Raw genomic sequence first — 17,871 nt, 5'->3', positions numbered from 1 at the left:
TTAGCATTCAGGGGAGGAATGCGATTGAGGGATATAAAGTAGTGAGTAACAACTCTGATTTCATATTTGTAATGGAAATTAAATCATCACCATAACTTGGCCGGTGGTATAGAAGTTAACCTGATAGGCCAATCAAATAACGGTATCTTAGATATAATTTATCGAAAAATTTAAATAGTTTATGGTAAATAAAAATAGCAGTCATTAATACAATATATTGAAAATAAAAAGATTAATGTTTGTATATAATCATTAGGAATAAGCTATAAATTACAGTGCTTGAAATTATTTCATTTAACCTTGAAACGCTCGACAAGACGAATAACATTGGTTAGATTATTTAGCATTCTAGAAGTCTAAACGTATATATGTGTAAAAGGGGATGAATGATGCCAATTCGTTTACCAGACGAGTTACCTGCTGTTAATTTCTTGCGTGAAGAAAATGTTTTTGTCATGACAACGACAAGAGCGAGTCTTCAGGAGATCCGTCCCTTGAAAGTGCTGATTCTGAACTTGATGCCTAAAAAAATAGAAACGGAGAATCAGTTTCTTAGGCTTTTATCAAACACGCCTTTGCAAGTTGATATCCAATTATTGCGTATCGATCAGAGAGAGTCTAAAAACACCCCTACTGAGCATTTGAATAATTTTTATTGTGATTTTGAAGATATTAAAGATCAAAACTTTGATGGGTTGATTGTAACTGGTGCACCGCTTGGGCTAGTTGAATTTACTGATGTGTGCTATTGGGAGCAGATTGAAAAAGTTATCGAATGGGCAAAAAAGCATGTTACTTCAACGCTTTTCGTGTGTTGGGCTGTACAAGCTGCTTTAAAGGTATTGTATGACTTACCAAAATGGACCAGAGAAGAAAAATTATCAGGGATTTATCAGCATGATACGTTAGAACCGTACGCTTTATTGACTAGAGGGTTCGATGGATCATTTTATGCACCTCACTCTCGTTACGCTGATTTTCCTGAAGATCTTATCCGACAGCATACTGATCTAGAGATCTTAGCAAGTTCACAGGAGGCAGGCGCTTATTTATTTGGGTCAAAAGATAAACGCTTAGCATTTGTGACTGGCCATCCTGAATATGATGGTGACACTCTGGCACAAGAATATTGGCGTGACCTAGAGGCTGGAATTTCGCCTGAGATCCCATGTAATTATTTCAAAAATGATGATCCCAACGGCCCTCCGATCGTGAGTTGGCGTAGTCATGGGCACTTGTTGTTCTCAAATTGGCTGAATTATTATGTGTATCAGATCACACCGTTTGATCTTACGAATATGGAACCAACATTAGATTAAAAAAAGAAATATAAATTTAAGAATTACAATTAAATAAGAATTTAAACTGGTTATACCAGTTTAAATCAAGCTTATATAGTAAAAAGTGGAACCATAGTTAGTCTGAAAGCAGCTATTTTTAGCTGCTTTTTTTGTTTCCAAAGAAAAATTTTAAAAATACAGTTTTCTATAATTAGTTGATTTAACGACTATTTAACATTTAAATATAGTTAAAGGAATTGATAGTCAATTTGTAATTTTTTTAAAAATTCATTTTTATCAATACGATATGATTGTTTTTAAATATAATGGAAATCGTTTTTGATTTATTTCTATTTTGATCTTATGCTTAATTCATAGTCAACGATGAATGAGGGTTTGGTCGATGGAGCAGCAATTATCTATATCGGAATTAACATTCACAAAGAATATTAAACAGCTTGATAATCAAGTATTACATACTGATTCCATTGCATTTCTTTCTAGGCTGGTTGAAGAGTTTCTTCCTCATAGAGAAAAACTATTAAAAGATAGAGTGCTCAGACAGCAAAAGATAGACGCAGGTTCTTTTCCTAATTTTATTTCGGAATTTAATTCCATAAAAAAATCAGACTGGAAAATACAAGGTATTCCTAAAGATTTACAAGATCGCCGTGTCGAAATTACGGGGCCGGTTGAGCGTAAAATGGTTATTAATGCTTTGAATGCTAATGTAAAAGTATTTATGGCAGATTTTGAAGATTCCCTCTCACCTTCATGGGAAAAATTGATCGATGGACAAATCAATTTAAGGGATGCAGTTCGCGGTGATATTTCTTATACCAATGAAAATGGAAAGGTCTACCAATTAAAATCAGCTCCTGCAGTTTTGATTGCACGTGTTCGTGGTCTTCATTTAGATGAAAAACACGTTTTATTAGGCGACAAACCGATTCCTGGTGGACTATTTGATTTCGCTATTTACTTTTTTAATAACTACCAAGCGTTATTAGAAAAAGGAAGTGGTCCTTATTTTTACATCCCAAAACTTGAGTCTTGGGAGGAAGCTAAATGGTGGAGCGATGTCTTTAGTATGGCAGAGGATCTGGTGGGCATACCTCGGGGAACGATTAAAGCAACCGTACTGATTGAGACATTACCCGCAGTATTCCAAATGGATGAAATCTTGTATCACATGCGTCACCACATCGTGGGGCTAAATTGTGGGCGCTGGGACTACATATTTAGTTATATCAAAACACTGAAAGAGCATGCAGACCGAGTATTGCCTGACCGCCAAGTTGTCACAATGACACAATCATTTTTAAGTGCTTATTCACGCTTATTAATTAAAACATGCCACCGGCGTGGCGCATTTGCGATGGGGGGAATGTCTGCTTTTATACCGAGCAAAGATCCTCAAGAAAATGAAACTATTTTAGCGAAAGTAAAAGCAGACAAAGAATTAGAAGCGAAGAATGGGCACGATGGTTCTTGGGTTGCGCACCCAGGTTTAGCAGATACCGTTATGAACGTGTTTGATCAAGCACTTGCTGGGCACCAAAACCAGCTACATGTATCTCGTGATTTAGATGAAGAAATTACTGCTAATCAGCTGTTAGAGCCTTGTGAGGGCGAGCGAACCGAAGTAGGGATGCGGGCTAACATTCGTGTTGCTGTGCAATATATTGAATCATGGATTTCAGGGAATGGCTGTGTACCTATCTATGGTTTGATGGAAGATGCTGCGACAGCAGAAATTTCACGTACTTCAATTTGGCAATGGATCCGCCACGGTAAAACATTGTCCACTGGTGAAAAAGTCACTAAGGCATTATTTGAAGAAATGCTGGATGAAGAGTTACAGGTTATCCAAAAAGAACTCGGTGATAAGCGTTTTCAAAGCGGCCGCTTTCGTGAGGCTGCGGAATTAATGAGGCGCATTACAACGCAGGATGAACTTATAGAATTCCTAACTATCCCTGGATACCAATTATTAGATTAAGCATAGTAAATAGAAAATTCGATAAACCCTACATATTCTTATAAAGGAATTGGATCATGACAACATCGCGCTTAGAACAAATTGCCCAATTAGAAAGTGAATGGAAAAAACCACGTTGGAAAGGTATTACTCGCCCATATACTGCGGAAGAAGTAGTGAAATTACGTGGTTCTGTGAATATCGAACACTCTTTAGCACGCAAAGGTGCAGAACGCTTTTGGGATCAATTACATGGCGGTTCAAAGAAAGGTTATGTAAATGCACTGGGAGCTTTAACGGGTGGGCAAGCGCTACAACAAGCGAAAGCAGGTATTGAAGCTATTTATTTATCAGGTTGGCAGGTAGCCGCGGATGCAAATACTTCATCAAGTATGTATCCAGACCAATCACTTTACCCTGTTGATTCAGTGCCATCGGTAGTTAAGAAAATTAATAATACTTTCCGTCGTGCAGACCAAATTCAGTGGGCGAATGGTATTGGCCCTGACAACAAAGAGTATATTGATTATTTTTTACCTATTATCGCGGATGCGGAAGCTGGGTTTGGTGGGGTATTAAATGCCTTCGAACTCATGAAAAATATGATAGAGGCAGGGGCTGCGGCTGTCCATTTTGAAGATCAATTAGCCGCGGTTAAGAAGTGTGGTCATATGGGTGGGAAAGTCCTTGTACCTACTCAAGAAGCTATTCAGAAGCTGGTTGCTGCTCGTTTAGCGGCGGATGTTTCAGGTGTACCAACTATTTTGGTTGCTAGAACGGATGCCGATGCAGCAGATCTCCTAACATCTGACTGCGATGCTTATGATGCGGCTTTTGTTACTGGAGAGCGCACCTCTGAAGGTTTTTTCCGTACCAAAGCAGGAATTGAGCAAGCGATTAGCCGCGGGCTAGCTTATGCACCATATGCAGATCTTGTTTGGTGTGAAACGTCAAAACCTGACCTTGAAGCAGCAAGGCAGTTCGCTGAGGCTATTCATGCTAAATTTCCTGGTAAATTGTTAGCTTACAACTGCTCTCCATCATTTAATTGGAAAAAGAATTTAGATGACAGCACGATCGCGCGTTTTCAGGATGAACTTTCAGCAATGGGCTATCGCTTCCAATTCATTACGCTGGCAGGTATTCACAGTATGTGGTTCAACATGTTTGATTTAGCCCACTCCTATGCACAAGGTGAAGGCATGAAGCATTATGTTGAAAAAGTTCAAGAATGCGAATTTGCTGCAATTAATAAGGGTTATACCTTCTCTTCGCATCAGCAAGAGGTGGGAACAGGTTATTTTGATAAAGTGACAACCGTTATTCAAGGTGGTACTTCATCAGTGACGGCTTTAACTGGGTCGACTGAAGAAGAGCAATTCTAGTCAGATTATTTTCCTTTTGATCGGTGTTTCTGGTGTCTTTGTTGGTTAGCTATATCTGTTAATTTTTCAGGCACGTTTAGTGCCTGTTTTTTATTCAAAATGAGTCTGTATTCTAATAGGGGTGGTTATGATATTGACGACAGAACAGATAATAGCTCAGACTATTTTACAGGGGTTTGATGCTCAATATGGTCGTTTCCTTGAAATAACCTCAGGTGCACAAGAAAGGTTTGAACAGGCAGATTGGCATGCAATTCAGCATGCAATGAAAAGGCGAATTCAACTGTATGACCACCATGTTGGGTTAGTTGTCGCTCAGCTACAGTTTATGGGGTTAGTTCAATCTTTAACGCCAGATAAACTGGCACAGATAAAAAATGTTTATAAAACCTTATTACCGGATTACCCAAGGTTTGAAATTGCGGAAAGCTTTTTTAATTCAGTTTACTGCCGGCTATTTCAGCATCGGGAGCTGACACAAGATAACCTATTTATTTTTACGTCTCAGCCTGCGAGACGCTTTTCTATTGCTCCTAGGCCTCTAGCTCGAGAATACGTTGTTAATAATAATTTAGGTGAGTTATTGTTTGCAATATTAAGTGGATTGCCACTAAGGCTAAAATGGCGGGATTTGAATTTAGATATTCATTGTATTATCAATGTATTAAAAACAAAATTTCCCAATATTGAAAGCCAGAAAGTCAGCTTTCATATCGCAAATGAGCTATTTTATCGTAATAAGGCCGCTTGGCTGATTGGTAAAATTTATATTAATGATGAGGCTTATCCATTCTTACTTCCTATTCATCATGATGATTTCCAGAACATTTATATCGATACGTGTTTAACCGAGTTTGATGAAGCCAGTATTGTGTTTGGTTTCGCTCGTTCCTATTTTATGGTGTATGCCCCTTTTCCTGCAGCACTGGTTTTTTGGTTGAGGGAGATCTTACCCAGTAAATCAATTGCTGAATTATATATGGCAATTGGCTGTCAAAAGCATGGAAAAACAGAGTACTACAGAGAATACCTCGCCTATATTAATTTTTCACGAGAGCAATTTACGGTTGCACCAGGTGTGAAAGGAATGGTGATGCTGGTCTTTACATCGTCTTCTTTCGATCGGGTTTTTAAAATTATTAAGGACCAATTTGCACCACAAAAACAGGTAACACGAGAGCGGGTTTTAGAATGCTATCGTTTGGTTAAAGAGCACGATAGAGTTGGTCGTATGGCTGACACCCAAGAGTTTGAAAATTTTGTGATTAGTAAATCCTCTATCAGCGATGAACTAATGACGGAGTTATTGAAAGAGACTCCATCTCAAATTGAAGATTTAGGTGATAACATATTGATTCGTCATCTGTATATGGAAAGAAAGATGATCCCATTGAATATCTATATGGATAATGCCTCTGATACACAATTGCATAATGCATTAAATGAATATGGCTGGGCGATTAAGCAATTAGCGGCTGCAAATATTTTTCCTGGAGATATGTTATTTAAAAACTTTGGGGTAACGCGTCATGGCCGTGTTGTTTTCTATGATTATGATGAAATCTGTTATATGACTGAAGTGAATTTTCGTAAAATTCCTGAGCCATTATACCCTGAGCAAGAGTTGTCTAGTGAGCCATGGTATAGCATTGGTGAGCAAGATGTTTTTCCTGAAGAGTTTGCCTCTTTTATTTGTCAAAATGAGAAAATTCGTCATTACTTGCAACAATATCATGCAGATTTATTTTCAGCAGATTATTGGCAAAAGTTACAAAATAGGATTTTAGCGGGGCATGTAGAAGATGTTTATGCCTACCGAGAAGAATTACGTTTTTGTCATAACTTCAATGAGGTTGCATCATTATAATAGTATTCATTAAAGGCAGTTAAAAACGACCCAGCAAGGGACTGAGTCGTTTTTCGAGGCGTTATTTTTTTACGCCTTGTACAGCCTCTTGTGCAAGCTGGGTAATTTTTTCGTAATCACCTGAATTCAAAGCATCTTCAGGAACTAACCAAGAGCCGCCAATGCACATAACACTATCTAGCTCTAAATAGCTAAGGTAATTAGCGAGTGATATTCCACCCGTTGGGCAAAATTTGACTTGTGAGAAAGGGCCGGCAATAGCTTTTAGCGCCTTAACGCCACCGTTGGCTTCCGCTGGGAAAAATTTAAATTCTTTCAAACCATACTGCATGCCAAGCATAAGTTCAGAAACAGTTGAAATACCAGGGATTAAAGGAATATTTCCTTTGGTAGCGGCATTGAGTAATTCATCCGTCAAGCCGGGGCTAATTGCAAATTGTGCTCCAGCTTCAGTGACTTCGGCGAGTTGTTTTGCATTGATAACAGTACCTGCACCAATAATCGCTTCAGGTACTTCTTTGGCAATGAGGCGAATAGCATCAATAGCACACTCAGTACGTAAAGTAACTTCTAAAACTTTAACGCCACCTTTGACTAATGCTTTTGCAAGAGGAACCGCTTGTTCTAATTTTTTGATAACAATAACAGGGACAATAGGGCCTTGTTTTAATACGCTTTCAGCGGTCATTTTCCAATTATTCATTTTCTATTCCTATTCAATGAAAATAGATTAAAAATCAATGCTACAAGCGCCTTCTTCGGCACCTGATAAGTGTCTTCTTAATGCACCGAAAAGTTCCCTTCCACAACCACTACGTTCTGCAGTTAAATCAGCTTCAAAGGATTGGCGTTTATTGAGTTCTTCTTCATCAACCAGTAATTGTAATTCTCCAGTCAATGCATTTACCCTAATGATATCGCCATTTTTTACTTTTGCTAACAGTCCGCCATTATAAGCTTCAGGTGTGACATGAATTGCGGATGGTACTTTGCCGGATGCACCGGATAAGCGGCCATCAGTAACTAGCGCGACTTTGTAGCCTTTATCCATAAGGACACCAAGAGGTGGCATTAGCTTATGAAGCTCAGGCATACCATTTGCAGATGGGCCTTGGAAGCGGACAACGATGATACAATCTTTATTGAGTTCGCCTGATTCAAAGTGTGCTGCAATCTCATTTTGGTTATTAAATACGACTGCTGGAGCTTCAATGATTTGATTTTCTGCAGGAACTGCTGATGTTTTCATCACAGCGCGTCCTAAATTCCCTGAGAGTAATTTTGTACCGCCATGGGGCGAGAAAGGGCGGTCTATTTCAGCAATAACTTCAGGATTGAATGAGGTTTTAGGGCCTTCTCTCCATTCTAATTGACCATTATTTAGCCATGGTTCCATAGTATAACGTGCTAGTCCAAACCCTGAGACGGTGTGGACATCATTATGCAATAAACCTTTTTGCAATAGCTGGTGGATAAGCAAAGCGACGCCACCTGCGGCTTGGAATTGGTTGATATCCGCTTGGCCATTAGGATAGATACGGCAAATAAGTGGAACAATGGCAGAAATATCGGAGAAATCATCCCAATTGATAATGATCCCAGCCGCTCTAGCTATAGCCACAAGATGCATAGTTAAGTTAGTTGAGCCGCCCGTTGCAAGTAATGCGACGATGCCGTTGACAATCACTTTTTCGTTAACCAGTTGACCGATAGGTAAGTACTGACCTGATTGTTCAGTTAAACGCGTAATTTGTCGTGCGGCAGCTTCTGTTAATGCATCTCGTAGTGGAGAATCAGGTGGTACAAATGATGCGCCGGGTAGATGTAATCCCATCACTTCCATCATCATTTGATTTGAGTTGGCAGTACCATAAAAAGTACAAGTACCGATACCATGATAAGACGCAGCTTCCGCTTCTAATAAGGCGAGTCTATCAACTTTGCCTTCAGCATACAGCTGGCGAATGCGAACCTTTTCTTTATTTGGTAAACCCGTTGCCATTGGGCCTGCTGGGACAAATATCGCAGGAAGGTGGCCAAATGAAAGTGCGCCAAGCATTAAACCTGGAACAATTTTGTCGCAAATACCTAAATAGAGCGCACCATCAAACATATTATGGGATAAGCCAATGGCAGTTGACATTGCAATGACATCTCGACTTAGCATCGATAGCTCCATCCCATCTTGACCTTGTGTTACACCATCGCACATTGCGGGAACACCTGCAGCGACTTGGCCAATTGAGCCTGCTTCTAATAATGCTTTTTTGAGTTGTTCTGGGTACTTGTCATAGGGGCGATGCGCTGAAAGCATATCATTGTAGGAGTTGATGATAGCAATATCAGAGCGAGTCATGCTTTTAAGAATTTGTTTTTCTTCGCTTTGGCATGCTGCAAAGCCATGGGCAAGGTTACCACAAGCGAGTGATGCTCGATGGACGGTCATACTACGAGCCAGCTCTATTTTTTTGAGATAAGCAGCTCGAGTTTTCACTGAACGAGAGATGATACGTTGAGTGATGCGATCAAGTTCTTTATTGATCACCGAAGGATTTGTCTCTTTAGAGGTGGTCACGCTCATGATAATTGCTCCATAGTGCAGTAAAAAGATGAATCAAACTGCAAGTCAATTTGGGTTATGCCTATCGTTATTTACTCGAGTACTATAGCACTAATGTTACCGGTAACATTGTTAAATGAAAGCGAAGGCGTTGCAATATAGAAAATGAATATTCGAAGCTATCTGTGATCTGAATCAAATTTATAATATGGTATGGACAGGGTAGGAAATAGACAAATAAGCATGCTATAGTGGCTTTTTTGGTGATTTTATCATCAAAATTCAATTAGATAATTGTCGAAGATTAGGTTGTATTAATGAGAAGAACGGTGGAATGTTAAGGTTAGCTATAGCTGCATTTATATTGTTATTAGCAAATTTTGTTAGGGCTGAGGTTGTTTTAGCTTCGGGGTCATATAACATTTTAACTGAGGTTTTTAATGGACAAGCGGCAATGCAATTACACAATGCCTCACAAGCAGAAAAAATTGATGCATTGACACAATACTTTTTAACCACACCTTACAATAAACAAACATTGAATATGAGCCCACTTTTAGCCGAAGAATTAGTGATTAATTTGAAAGAGATGGACTGTATGACATTCATAGAGTACACCGAAGCGTTTAAGCGTTCAAAAAATTACGAACAGTTTGTATTAAACTTAACCAATATTCGGTATATCAACCAAAATATTACCTTTAAGCATCGTCGGCATTTTTTTTCTGATTGGGCGCAAGAACCTGAAGCTATTGTGGTAGATATTACTAACGAACTAAGTTCACATGCCATTAAAGTCAATAAACAACTTAATTTAAAATATCATGATCAGCGATATATATCGGGTTTGCCTATAAAGGATAGAGTAATAAACTATATTCCAGTTAAATATATAGATGATGATTTAGTGTCAAGATTAAGAACGGGGGATTACATTGGTATTTATTCAGAAAATCATGGGTTAGATGTGAGCCATGTAGGGGTTGTAATACGTAAAGAGAATAAAACAATATTTAGAAATGCTTCTTCACTGCGTAGAAGTTTTCAGGTTATTGATATCGAACTGAATAGTTATTTAAAAGGGAAGGCAGGGATTGTTGTTTTTAGGCCTAAATCAGATTATTAATCTGGTTATTATGGGAATTATAATAATAAAATAAATTATTAGCCTGTTTTTTTGATTTAAAAAATGAGTAAATCCAATATTTATGTCTGTATAAAATTAACACATAAAATGGAAAATAATTAATAATAAAAAACATACAATTATTTTGATTGGTTACTAATTATTGCTAGTAACATTTAAAATGTAAAAGTATATTAAATTATCGATTTGATCAAAAAAAATATAGGGTGATGATTTTTTTATAAAAATAAAAAAACTATTGTAAAGCAATAGATTGCTTTATGCATATTATGCAGGTCTTTTTTTTTGTATATAAAAATGATGTTTGCCTATCAATCTTGTGACATTTGATTGCTCATAACTATTTTAAATAGTTATGATTAATTTTATAATGAATAAGACTAGCTAAATTATTTTTCTTATTTAAATTTAGGAGATGGTTATGCATATAGCTAAAAAGAAAAATGTTTATGCATTATTAGGTAATCATTTACGTAAGGCTAGAGTAAGTAAGGGATTGTCAGGAAATGAGTTAGGTTCAATTATTCATTTGAGTCAACAGCAGGTATCACGGTATGAATTAGGTGTTAATAAGTTGAGCTTAGATAAACTAATTGAAATTGTCATTTTTTTAGATATTGATATTAATGAAGTTACTAAAATAATTGCTAAGCAGGTTGAGTATGAAAAAATGAGCTAGCAGTAAACTAAGTAAGATTATTTTTTTATTTCTCTTTATAAAATTTTATGAATTACCTTATTCTTTATAGAAATCTCCAGTATAAGAAAATAGTTTATAACTTATACGTTACAGAGAACTAAACGATTAATTTTACATAGTAGCTGGAAAATTATTTTTTATGATAAGTACTTAAAATTGAAAATAATTTAAAATCTAGCTTCTAGAAATAAAAATAATCAATTCAATTTATCTTTATTTTAATGGTCGATGAATTTGTTGGTACTCATAATGATAACTTTTCTAGTACTTACTTCTGTTTTTGTGATATCTCCTACTTTTTAATGCAAAAGGAACTTTCTACGGAGTAATGAAACCTTTTTTGTTTCTAATATGAACTGAAAAGGTTTTAACACTATGTATTTTAACATTTATTTTATTGTTTTATCTATATTATTAGGTTTTTGGTGTATGAAAATTGATAGTATTGTTGACCACGGAATGCTTAAATATAGCTTAATTAATAGTAGAGTAAGGTTATGGTTCGATGTTCAAATATATAGGGATATTATTTACCTTTTTACTACTAGGCTGTTCGGCCTCGAACAAGGGTTACTATCTCGATAACCGTTACCCATCAAAAAATAGTAGTCAACGTATTCAATATGTCATTATTCACTACACCGTTTCTGATGATGCGCATTCTATAGTCACATTAACGCAAGGTAAGGTGAGCTCCCATTACCTCATTCCAAGTGTACCTGAAACTAAAAATGGCCGGCCTGTTGTATTACAACTCGTTCCTGAGTCATTAAAATCATGGCATGCAGGTGAAAGTTATTGGCTACAGCATAATGGTTTGAATGATACTTCTATTGGGATTGAAATCGTCAATGCTGGATTACAAAAAGATGTAAAAGGAAAACGATATTGGGCTCCTTATAATGAAGCGCAAATTACTGCATTGATCCCTCTCCTCCAAGATATTATGAAGCGCTATAGCATTCCCCCAGAAAATATTATTGGTCACAGTGATATCGCACCACTGCGCAAGCAAGATCCAGGTAAAGCATTTCCATGGCAACGTCTTGCTCAACATGGTATAGGGGCTTGGCCAGATCCTAAAACCGTGACTAAATTTTTGGCGGGGCGTAATGCTAATGAGCCTGCAAGCGTGTTACACATTCAAAAAGCACTTCATTTTTACGGCTATTCAACAATTCCTCTATCAGGTCAGTTAGATTCACAGACGAAAAAAACATTACGTGCTTTCCAACTGCATTTCCGGCCGAGAGATATTGAAGGACAAGCGGATGCTGAAACAGAGGCTATCGCGTTGGCACTCATTGAAAAGTACCGTGATATGCAAAAATTTAAGTTATTTGAAAAGACCTCGCTGTTGCCTAATGTATCAACAAACCAGCAAGGTGATTAGAGGGCAGTAAAAGCTCTGTAAGGTTAAGCTAAAGTGAAATACAGGTTGCTTTGTATTTCACTTTTCACCGTTAAGCTAGCGGTTTGCACCATATTCATGGCTTATTTCTTTTGCGGCCTTGATTACCATGGCGCCTAATTCAGTAATACGGTCATCCGTGATACGTGATAATGGGCCTGAAATAGAAATAGCTGCAAACGCTTCTTTGTGCTCATCATAAATACAAGCCCCAATACAGCGTAGCCCTAAAGCATGCTCTTCATCATCATAAGAAAAACCTTGTTTTTTAGCCTGTTGTAAATTCTCTTTTAAGGCGGATGGGTTAGTTAATGTATAAGGCGTATAAGCATGTAAACCTTTACGGCTTAAAAGTGGAATCAGTTTGTCTTCTGTTAAATTAGCAATAAACGCTTTGCCTGCACCCGAAGCATGTAATGGCAGTTTTCCACCGATCGGTGCTGACATTCTCATTAGCGCATTGCATTGTACTTGGTCAACAATGACGGCATCGTACTCTGTATGGTCTAGGATAGCTAAATTGACGGTTTCCCCAGATTCATCCATTAAGCGACGCAGTATCGGGTGAACGAGGGCTAACAAATTACGACTCTCTAAGAAGCTACTACCAATGATAAAGGCATGAGAAGCAATAACCCATAGGCCTAAATCGCCGGTTTGGCGAACAAATCCATGTTGTTCCAACGTCATTAATAGGCGATGTGTTGTTGAGTTTGGTAAGCCAGCTTGCATCGCAAGGTCAGTGAGGGCGATTCCCCCTGTTGATTCGGAAATATATTCCAACAGTGTTAATCCACGACTTAATGATTGAACTTGTCCTGCTGCAGCTGCGCCACTTGCCGGCCCTTTTGCTTTTTTAAGTTTCTTAGTAATTGGTGCCGTTGCCATTAAGTCTCTCCTGACTGTCATTTAGCTTCTATTATGAACTATTTCACTTGAAAATACTCATCGGATCAGTGAAAAGTGTGCTCTTGTGCAACCTTGAAAAACTCTCATCATAACAGCGAATTTTCACGAGAAAAGTTGTGATAGGATGTTAAAGGTAAAAATTTGACTTATTTCTCAGTGTTCCATTTCAGGAGGGCAGTGCAGTGTCCGCAAAAGTTAATCAATTAGAACAAGAATTAAAAAAACGTATATTGGTATTAGATGGCGCTATGGGAACAATGATCCAACAACATAAGTTGTCGGAAGCCCAGTTTCGCGGAGAGCGATTTGCGGATTGGCCGAGTGATTTAAAGGGAAATAATGATCTATTAGTCTTAACTCAACCAGATATTATTCGAGATATTCATTCTCAATACTTTGAAGCTGGAGCGGATATTGTTGAAACCAATACTTTTAACTCAACATCCATTGCGATGGCTGATTATAAAATGGAATCTCTTTCCGCTGAAATTAATGAAGTTGCTGCGCGTCTTGCCCGTGAATGTGCTGACGAGTGGACACGTAAAACGCCAGAGCAACCGCGTTATGTTGCTGGAGTCTTAGGCCCGACAAACCGTACCGCTTCTATTTCTCCGGATGTTAATGATCCCGCTTATCGCAATATCACCTTTGATCAACTCGTTGAAGCTTACCGAGAATCTACCCGATCTTTAGTCAAAGGTGGGGTAGATCTGATCATGATCGAAACCATTTTTGACACATTAAATGCGAAGGCAGCGATCTTTGCGGTAGAAACCGAATTGGAAGCTTTGGGCGTATCTCTACCGATTATGATCTCGGGGACGATCACGGATGCCTCCGGTCGAACATTATCAGGGCAAACAACAGAAGCATTTTATAATTCATTGCGCCATGCACAGCCGATATCATTTGGCTTGAATTGTGCATTAGGTCCTGATGAGTTACGCCAGTATGTTGCTGAATTATCAAGAATTGCTGAATGTTATGTCAGTGCGCACCCCAATGCAGGGCTACCCAATGCGTTTGGTGAGTATGACCTTGATGCGCAAAATATGGCCGAAAAAATTCATGAATGGGCAACCGCAGGGTTCTTAAATATTGTTGGTGGATGTTGTGGAACAACGCCATTACATATCAAAAAAATGGCAGATGCAGTAAAAGGCATCACTCCACGCCAATTACCGTCACTACCTGTTGAATGCCGTTTATCTGGTTTAGAACCGCTAAATATTGGCAAAAAATCATTATTTGTGAACGTTGGGGAAAGAACCAACGTGACAGGCTCGGCAAAATTTAAGCGGCTGATTAAAGAAGAAAATTACCAAGAAGCTTTAGATGTGGCACGTCAGCAAGTTGAAAATGGTGCACAAATCATCGACATCAATATGGATGAAGGAATGTTGGACTCCCATGCGGCGATGGTACGTTTCTTGAATTTGATTGCTGGCGAGCCAGATATTGCACGCGTGCCGATTATGATTGACTCCTCAAAGTGGGAGGTCATCGAGGCGGGGCTTAAGTGCATACAAGGTAAGGGGATCGTCAATTCAATCTCAATGAAAGAGGGAGTTGAGGCATTTATTGAGCACGCTAAACTATTACGCAAATACGGTGCTGCAGTGGTCGTCATGGCATTTGATGAAGTTGGCCAAGCAGATACACGCGAGCGGAAAATTGAAATTTGTCGTCGTGCTTATCAGATCCTGACCGAAGAGGTCGGCTTCCCTCCTGAAGATATTATTTTTGACCCAAATATTTTTGCCGTAGCCACAGGAATTGAAGAGCATAATAACTATGCAGTTGATTTTATTGAGGTCTGTAAGGATATCAAGGCTCAGTTACCTCATGCGATGATTTCTGGTGGGGTTTCCAACGTCTCTTTTTCATTTAGAGGGAACGACCCTGTACGCGAAGCGATTCATGCTGTTTTCTTGTACTACGCCATTCGTAATGGAATGGATATGGGGATCGTTAATGCGGGGCAGCTCGCTATCTATGATGACTTACCTTCTGAATTAAAAGACGCTGTTGAAGATGTGATTTTAAATCGTCGTGATGACAGTACGGAACGCTTGCTTGAACTGGCGGAAAAATACCGTGGAGCAGGAGCCGGAGAGCAGCAAGTTCAACAAGCGGAATGGCGTAGTTGGGAAGTTGAAAAGCGTCTTGAATATGCACTAGTGAAAGGGATTACTGAATTTATTATTGAAGATACTGAAGAGACTCGTCAACGTGCTTCTAGCCCAATCGAAGTGATTGAAGGCCCCTTGATGAACGGTATGAATGTGGTTGGAGACTTGTTTGGGGAAGGCAAAATGTTCTTACCTCAAGTGGTGAAATCCGCCCGTGTAATGAAACAAGCAGTAGCCTATTTAGAGCCTTATATTCAAGAGCTTAAACAATCAGGTAGCAGTGCAGGAAAAATCTTACTCGCTACGGTAAAAGGCGATGTCCATGATATTGGTAAAAATATTGTTGGCGTTGTTTTACAGTGTAATAACTATGAAATCATTGATTTAGGCGTGATGGTTCCATGTGAAACTATTCTAAAAACAGCGCGTGAAGAAAACGTCGATATTATTGGGTTATCTGGTTTGATTACACCATCTCTTGATGAAATGGTGCATGTCGCTAAAGAGATGGAAAGACAAGGGTTTACCTTACCATTACTGATTGGTGGGGCGACGACATCAAAAGCACATACTGCCGTGAAAATTGAGCCAAATTACAGTGGGCCAACAACTTACGTGCAAAATGCTTCTCGAACAGTGGGGGTTGTCTCGGCGTTATTGTCAGCAACACAAAAAGCAGATTTTGTTGCGCGTACGCGCCGTGAATATGACACTGTGCGCTTACAGCATGGCCGAAGAAGGCCAAAAACACCCCCAGTGGCACTGGATGTGGCACGTGCGAATGCGGTAAATATTTATTGGCAAAGCTATCAACCACCTGTACCAAAATTTCTGGGTATTCAAAAAGTCACAGCATCTATTTCAACGCTGAGAGACTATATTGATTGGACACCATTTTTTATGACTTGGTCGCTGGCGGGGAAATACCCGCGGATCTTAGAAGATGAAGTGGTTGGTTCTGAAGCGCGTAAGCTATTGAAAGATGCTAATAATATGTTAGATAAGCTTGATAAAGAAAGCTTACTAACACCAAAAGGTATTTTTGGTTTATTCCCTGCAAACCGAGTTGGCGATGATGTGGAAATTTATACCGATGAGTCAAGAAGCCATGTACAAGTGATGGGGTTGAATTTACGCCAACAAACCTTAAAAACTGAGTTTCCAAACTATTGTTTATCTGACTTTGTCGCGCCAAAAGATAGTGGTAAAGCCGATTATATTGGGGCTTTCGCAGTGACAGGGGGCTTAGAAGAAGACGCGCTTGCTGATGAATATGAACAACAGCATGATGATTATAATAAAATTATGGTTAAAGCGCTGGCGGATAGGCTAGCGGAGGCATTTGCTGAATATCTACACCAACAAGTCCGCAAGCAATATTGGGGTTATGCAGCTGATGAAAACTTGAGTAATGAAGAGCTTATTCGTGAAAATTACCAAGGTATCCGCCCTGCACCGGGGTATCCGGCTTGTCCTGAGCACACAGAAAAGGCCAAAATTTGGCAGTTATTGGATGTGGAAACGCAAATCGGCATGAAACTCACCAGTTCCTATGCGATGTGGCCAGGTGCTGCGGTATCAGGCTGGTATTTTAGCCATCCCGAAAGTAAATATTTTGCAGTAGCTCAGCTACAAAAAGACCAAATTGAGGATTATGCAGAACGTAAAGGGATGTCGGTAACCGAGTTGGAGCGTTGGTTAGCACCAAACTTAGCTTATGACCCTGAAGATTAAAAACCAGATCAATACATTGATTTTTCATGTATTCGGCACCATCTTATAGGTAATACATTAGAGGGGTCCAATGATGAGCTATGAATTTATTATTGAAGAGGAGCTGCCGCGTTCGGCAGTTTTTCCTTATCAGATCCAAAACAGTGCGGCGCCTGAAACGTTTATGATGAGTGAAGACGCGGTGAGCGCCATGATGAGTGTTTTACAGATCATGGATAAGCTTGATACCGATGATTCACTGAATGAGCACTGTTTTAATCAAATTTGGTTGAAAAGCGAGCTAACACCGGCAAGAGCAGAAGAAATTTATCTGTTTTTAGAAGAAAATCTAGCGGTAGAACCCGTGCCTTCAGAGGAAGAAATCGCTGCTTTTCATCAAGCCCAAGTTGATGAAAATAAACTGTTATCCCAAGAAAGCCCTAAAGACGGTATGGTACCCGTACATAAATTTTCGACTAATGACGGTTGGTTGGTGACCACGAAAGAGTGTGAGTGGATTGCGGAAGTGTTTTCACCAGAACTCGTGAGTGAAAATCACTTTGTTGTTTCTCAGATTTCTGAGCTGTGTAAAATTAGCCACCGCACATTGGAAGCCCTGTTAATTGAGTGGGGTAAATTTAATTTATTTGCCAGTAAACATGGTGGTTACCGCGTTAATTAAGCTCTGCGGTTTATTTTGGAGACAAAAGTTTCGGTAAGAAGCTGGCGTCTCCTCCATTTTCTTAATAATTCTTTTGTAATTCTACTTTTTCAGCCAACATCCCT

General features: G+C 38.9%; 12 protein-coding genes. 9 read left to right on the top strand and 3 right to left on the bottom strand.

Going from position 1 to position 17,871, the window contains the following annotated elements:
• The first annotated feature begins 389 nt into the window (after positions 1-389).
• From metA to aceK, 4 genes are all read left to right on the top strand, one after another.
• On the top strand, positions 390-1,319 hold the full coding sequence (metA, locus tag PSE60_RS17835; protein ID WP_210840517.1) for a homoserine O-acetyltransferase MetA: 930 nt from the start codon (positions 390-392) through the stop codon (positions 1,317-1,319).
• Between the two features lie 364 nt (positions 1,320-1,683).
• Positions 1,684-3,282, top strand: coding sequence for a malate synthase A (gene aceB / locus PSE60_RS17830; protein ID WP_272666319.1), 1,599 nt, complete (start codon positions 1,684-1,686; stop codon positions 3,280-3,282).
• A gap of 56 nt (positions 3,283-3,338) precedes the next feature.
• Positions 3,339-4,646, top strand: a complete 1,308-nt coding sequence (gene aceA / locus PSE60_RS17825) for an isocitrate lyase (protein ID WP_272666318.1) — start codon at positions 3,339-3,341, stop codon at positions 4,644-4,646.
• 127 nt (positions 4,647-4,773) lie between these two features.
• A complete protein-coding gene (gene aceK / locus PSE60_RS17820; protein ID WP_272666317.1) occupies positions 4,774-6,513 on the top strand; it encodes a bifunctional isocitrate dehydrogenase kinase/phosphatase in 1,740 nt (579 codons plus the stop codon).
• A 61-nt stretch (positions 6,514-6,574) separates the two neighbouring features.
• Here the strand turns inward: aceK and PSE60_RS17815 are convergent, their stop codons facing one another.
• Positions 6,575-7,216: a bifunctional 4-hydroxy-2-oxoglutarate aldolase/2-dehydro-3-deoxy-phosphogluconate aldolase gene (locus PSE60_RS17815; RefSeq protein ID WP_272666316.1), complete on the bottom strand. Its 642-nt coding sequence runs from the start codon at positions 7,214-7,216 to the stop codon at positions 6,575-6,577.
• Between the two features lie 27 nt (positions 7,217-7,243).
• On the bottom strand, positions 7,244-9,094 hold the full coding sequence (gene edd, locus PSE60_RS17810) for a phosphogluconate dehydratase (protein ID WP_371032014.1): 1,851 nt from the start codon (positions 9,092-9,094) through the stop codon (positions 7,244-7,246).
• A gap of 313 nt (positions 9,095-9,407) precedes the next feature.
• Between edd and PSE60_RS17805 the strand changes: the two genes are divergently transcribed.
• The 3 genes from PSE60_RS17805 to PSE60_RS17795 all read left to right on the top strand — a co-directional run bounded on the left by PSE60_RS17805 (position 9,408) and on the right by PSE60_RS17795 (position 12,313).
• A complete protein-coding gene (locus tag PSE60_RS17805) occupies positions 9,408-10,199 on the top strand; it encodes an N-acetylmuramoyl-L-alanine amidase-like domain-containing protein (RefSeq protein WP_272666315.1) in 792 nt (263 codons plus the stop codon).
• Between the two features lie 442 nt (positions 10,200-10,641).
• The gene (locus tag PSE60_RS17800; protein ID WP_238563030.1) at positions 10,642-10,899 is read left to right on the top strand and encodes a helix-turn-helix domain-containing protein; all 258 of its coding nucleotides are present in this window, start codon (positions 10,642-10,644) and stop codon (positions 10,897-10,899) included.
• A 526-nt stretch (positions 10,900-11,425) separates the two neighbouring features.
• A complete protein-coding gene (locus PSE60_RS17795) occupies positions 11,426-12,313 on the top strand; it encodes an N-acetylmuramoyl-L-alanine amidase (protein WP_210838992.1) in 888 nt (295 codons plus the stop codon).
• Positions 12,314-12,388: 75 nt separating this feature from the next.
• On the opposite strand, the gene iclR is transcribed toward PSE60_RS17795, so the two are convergent.
• Positions 12,389-13,219, bottom strand: coding sequence for a glyoxylate bypass operon transcriptional repressor IclR (gene iclR / locus PSE60_RS17790; protein WP_210838990.1), 831 nt, complete (start codon positions 13,217-13,219; stop codon positions 12,389-12,391).
• A 203-nt stretch (positions 13,220-13,422) separates the two neighbouring features.
• On the opposite strand from iclR, the gene metH reads away from it, so the two are divergent.
• Both metH and PSE60_RS17780 read left to right on the top strand, forming a co-directional pair.
• Complete coding sequence (gene metH, locus PSE60_RS17785; protein ID WP_272666314.1) at positions 13,423-17,106, top strand: methionine synthase; 3,684 nt, start codon at positions 13,423-13,425, stop codon at positions 17,104-17,106.
• A 70-nt stretch (positions 17,107-17,176) separates the two neighbouring features.
• Entirely contained in the window at positions 17,177-17,767 is a 591-nt protein-coding gene (locus PSE60_RS17780) for a hypothetical protein (protein WP_181937095.1), read from the top strand.
• Positions 17,768-17,871 lie beyond the last annotated feature (104 nt).

It is taken from the genome of Providencia sp. PROV174, assembly GCF_028480685.1.
Taxonomy (GTDB): domain Bacteria; phylum Pseudomonadota; class Gammaproteobacteria; order Enterobacterales; family Enterobacteriaceae; genus Providencia; species Providencia rettgeri.
The sequence above is the reverse complement of the archived record's forward strand: the minus strand, read 5'-3'. Positions and strand labels throughout refer to the sequence as shown.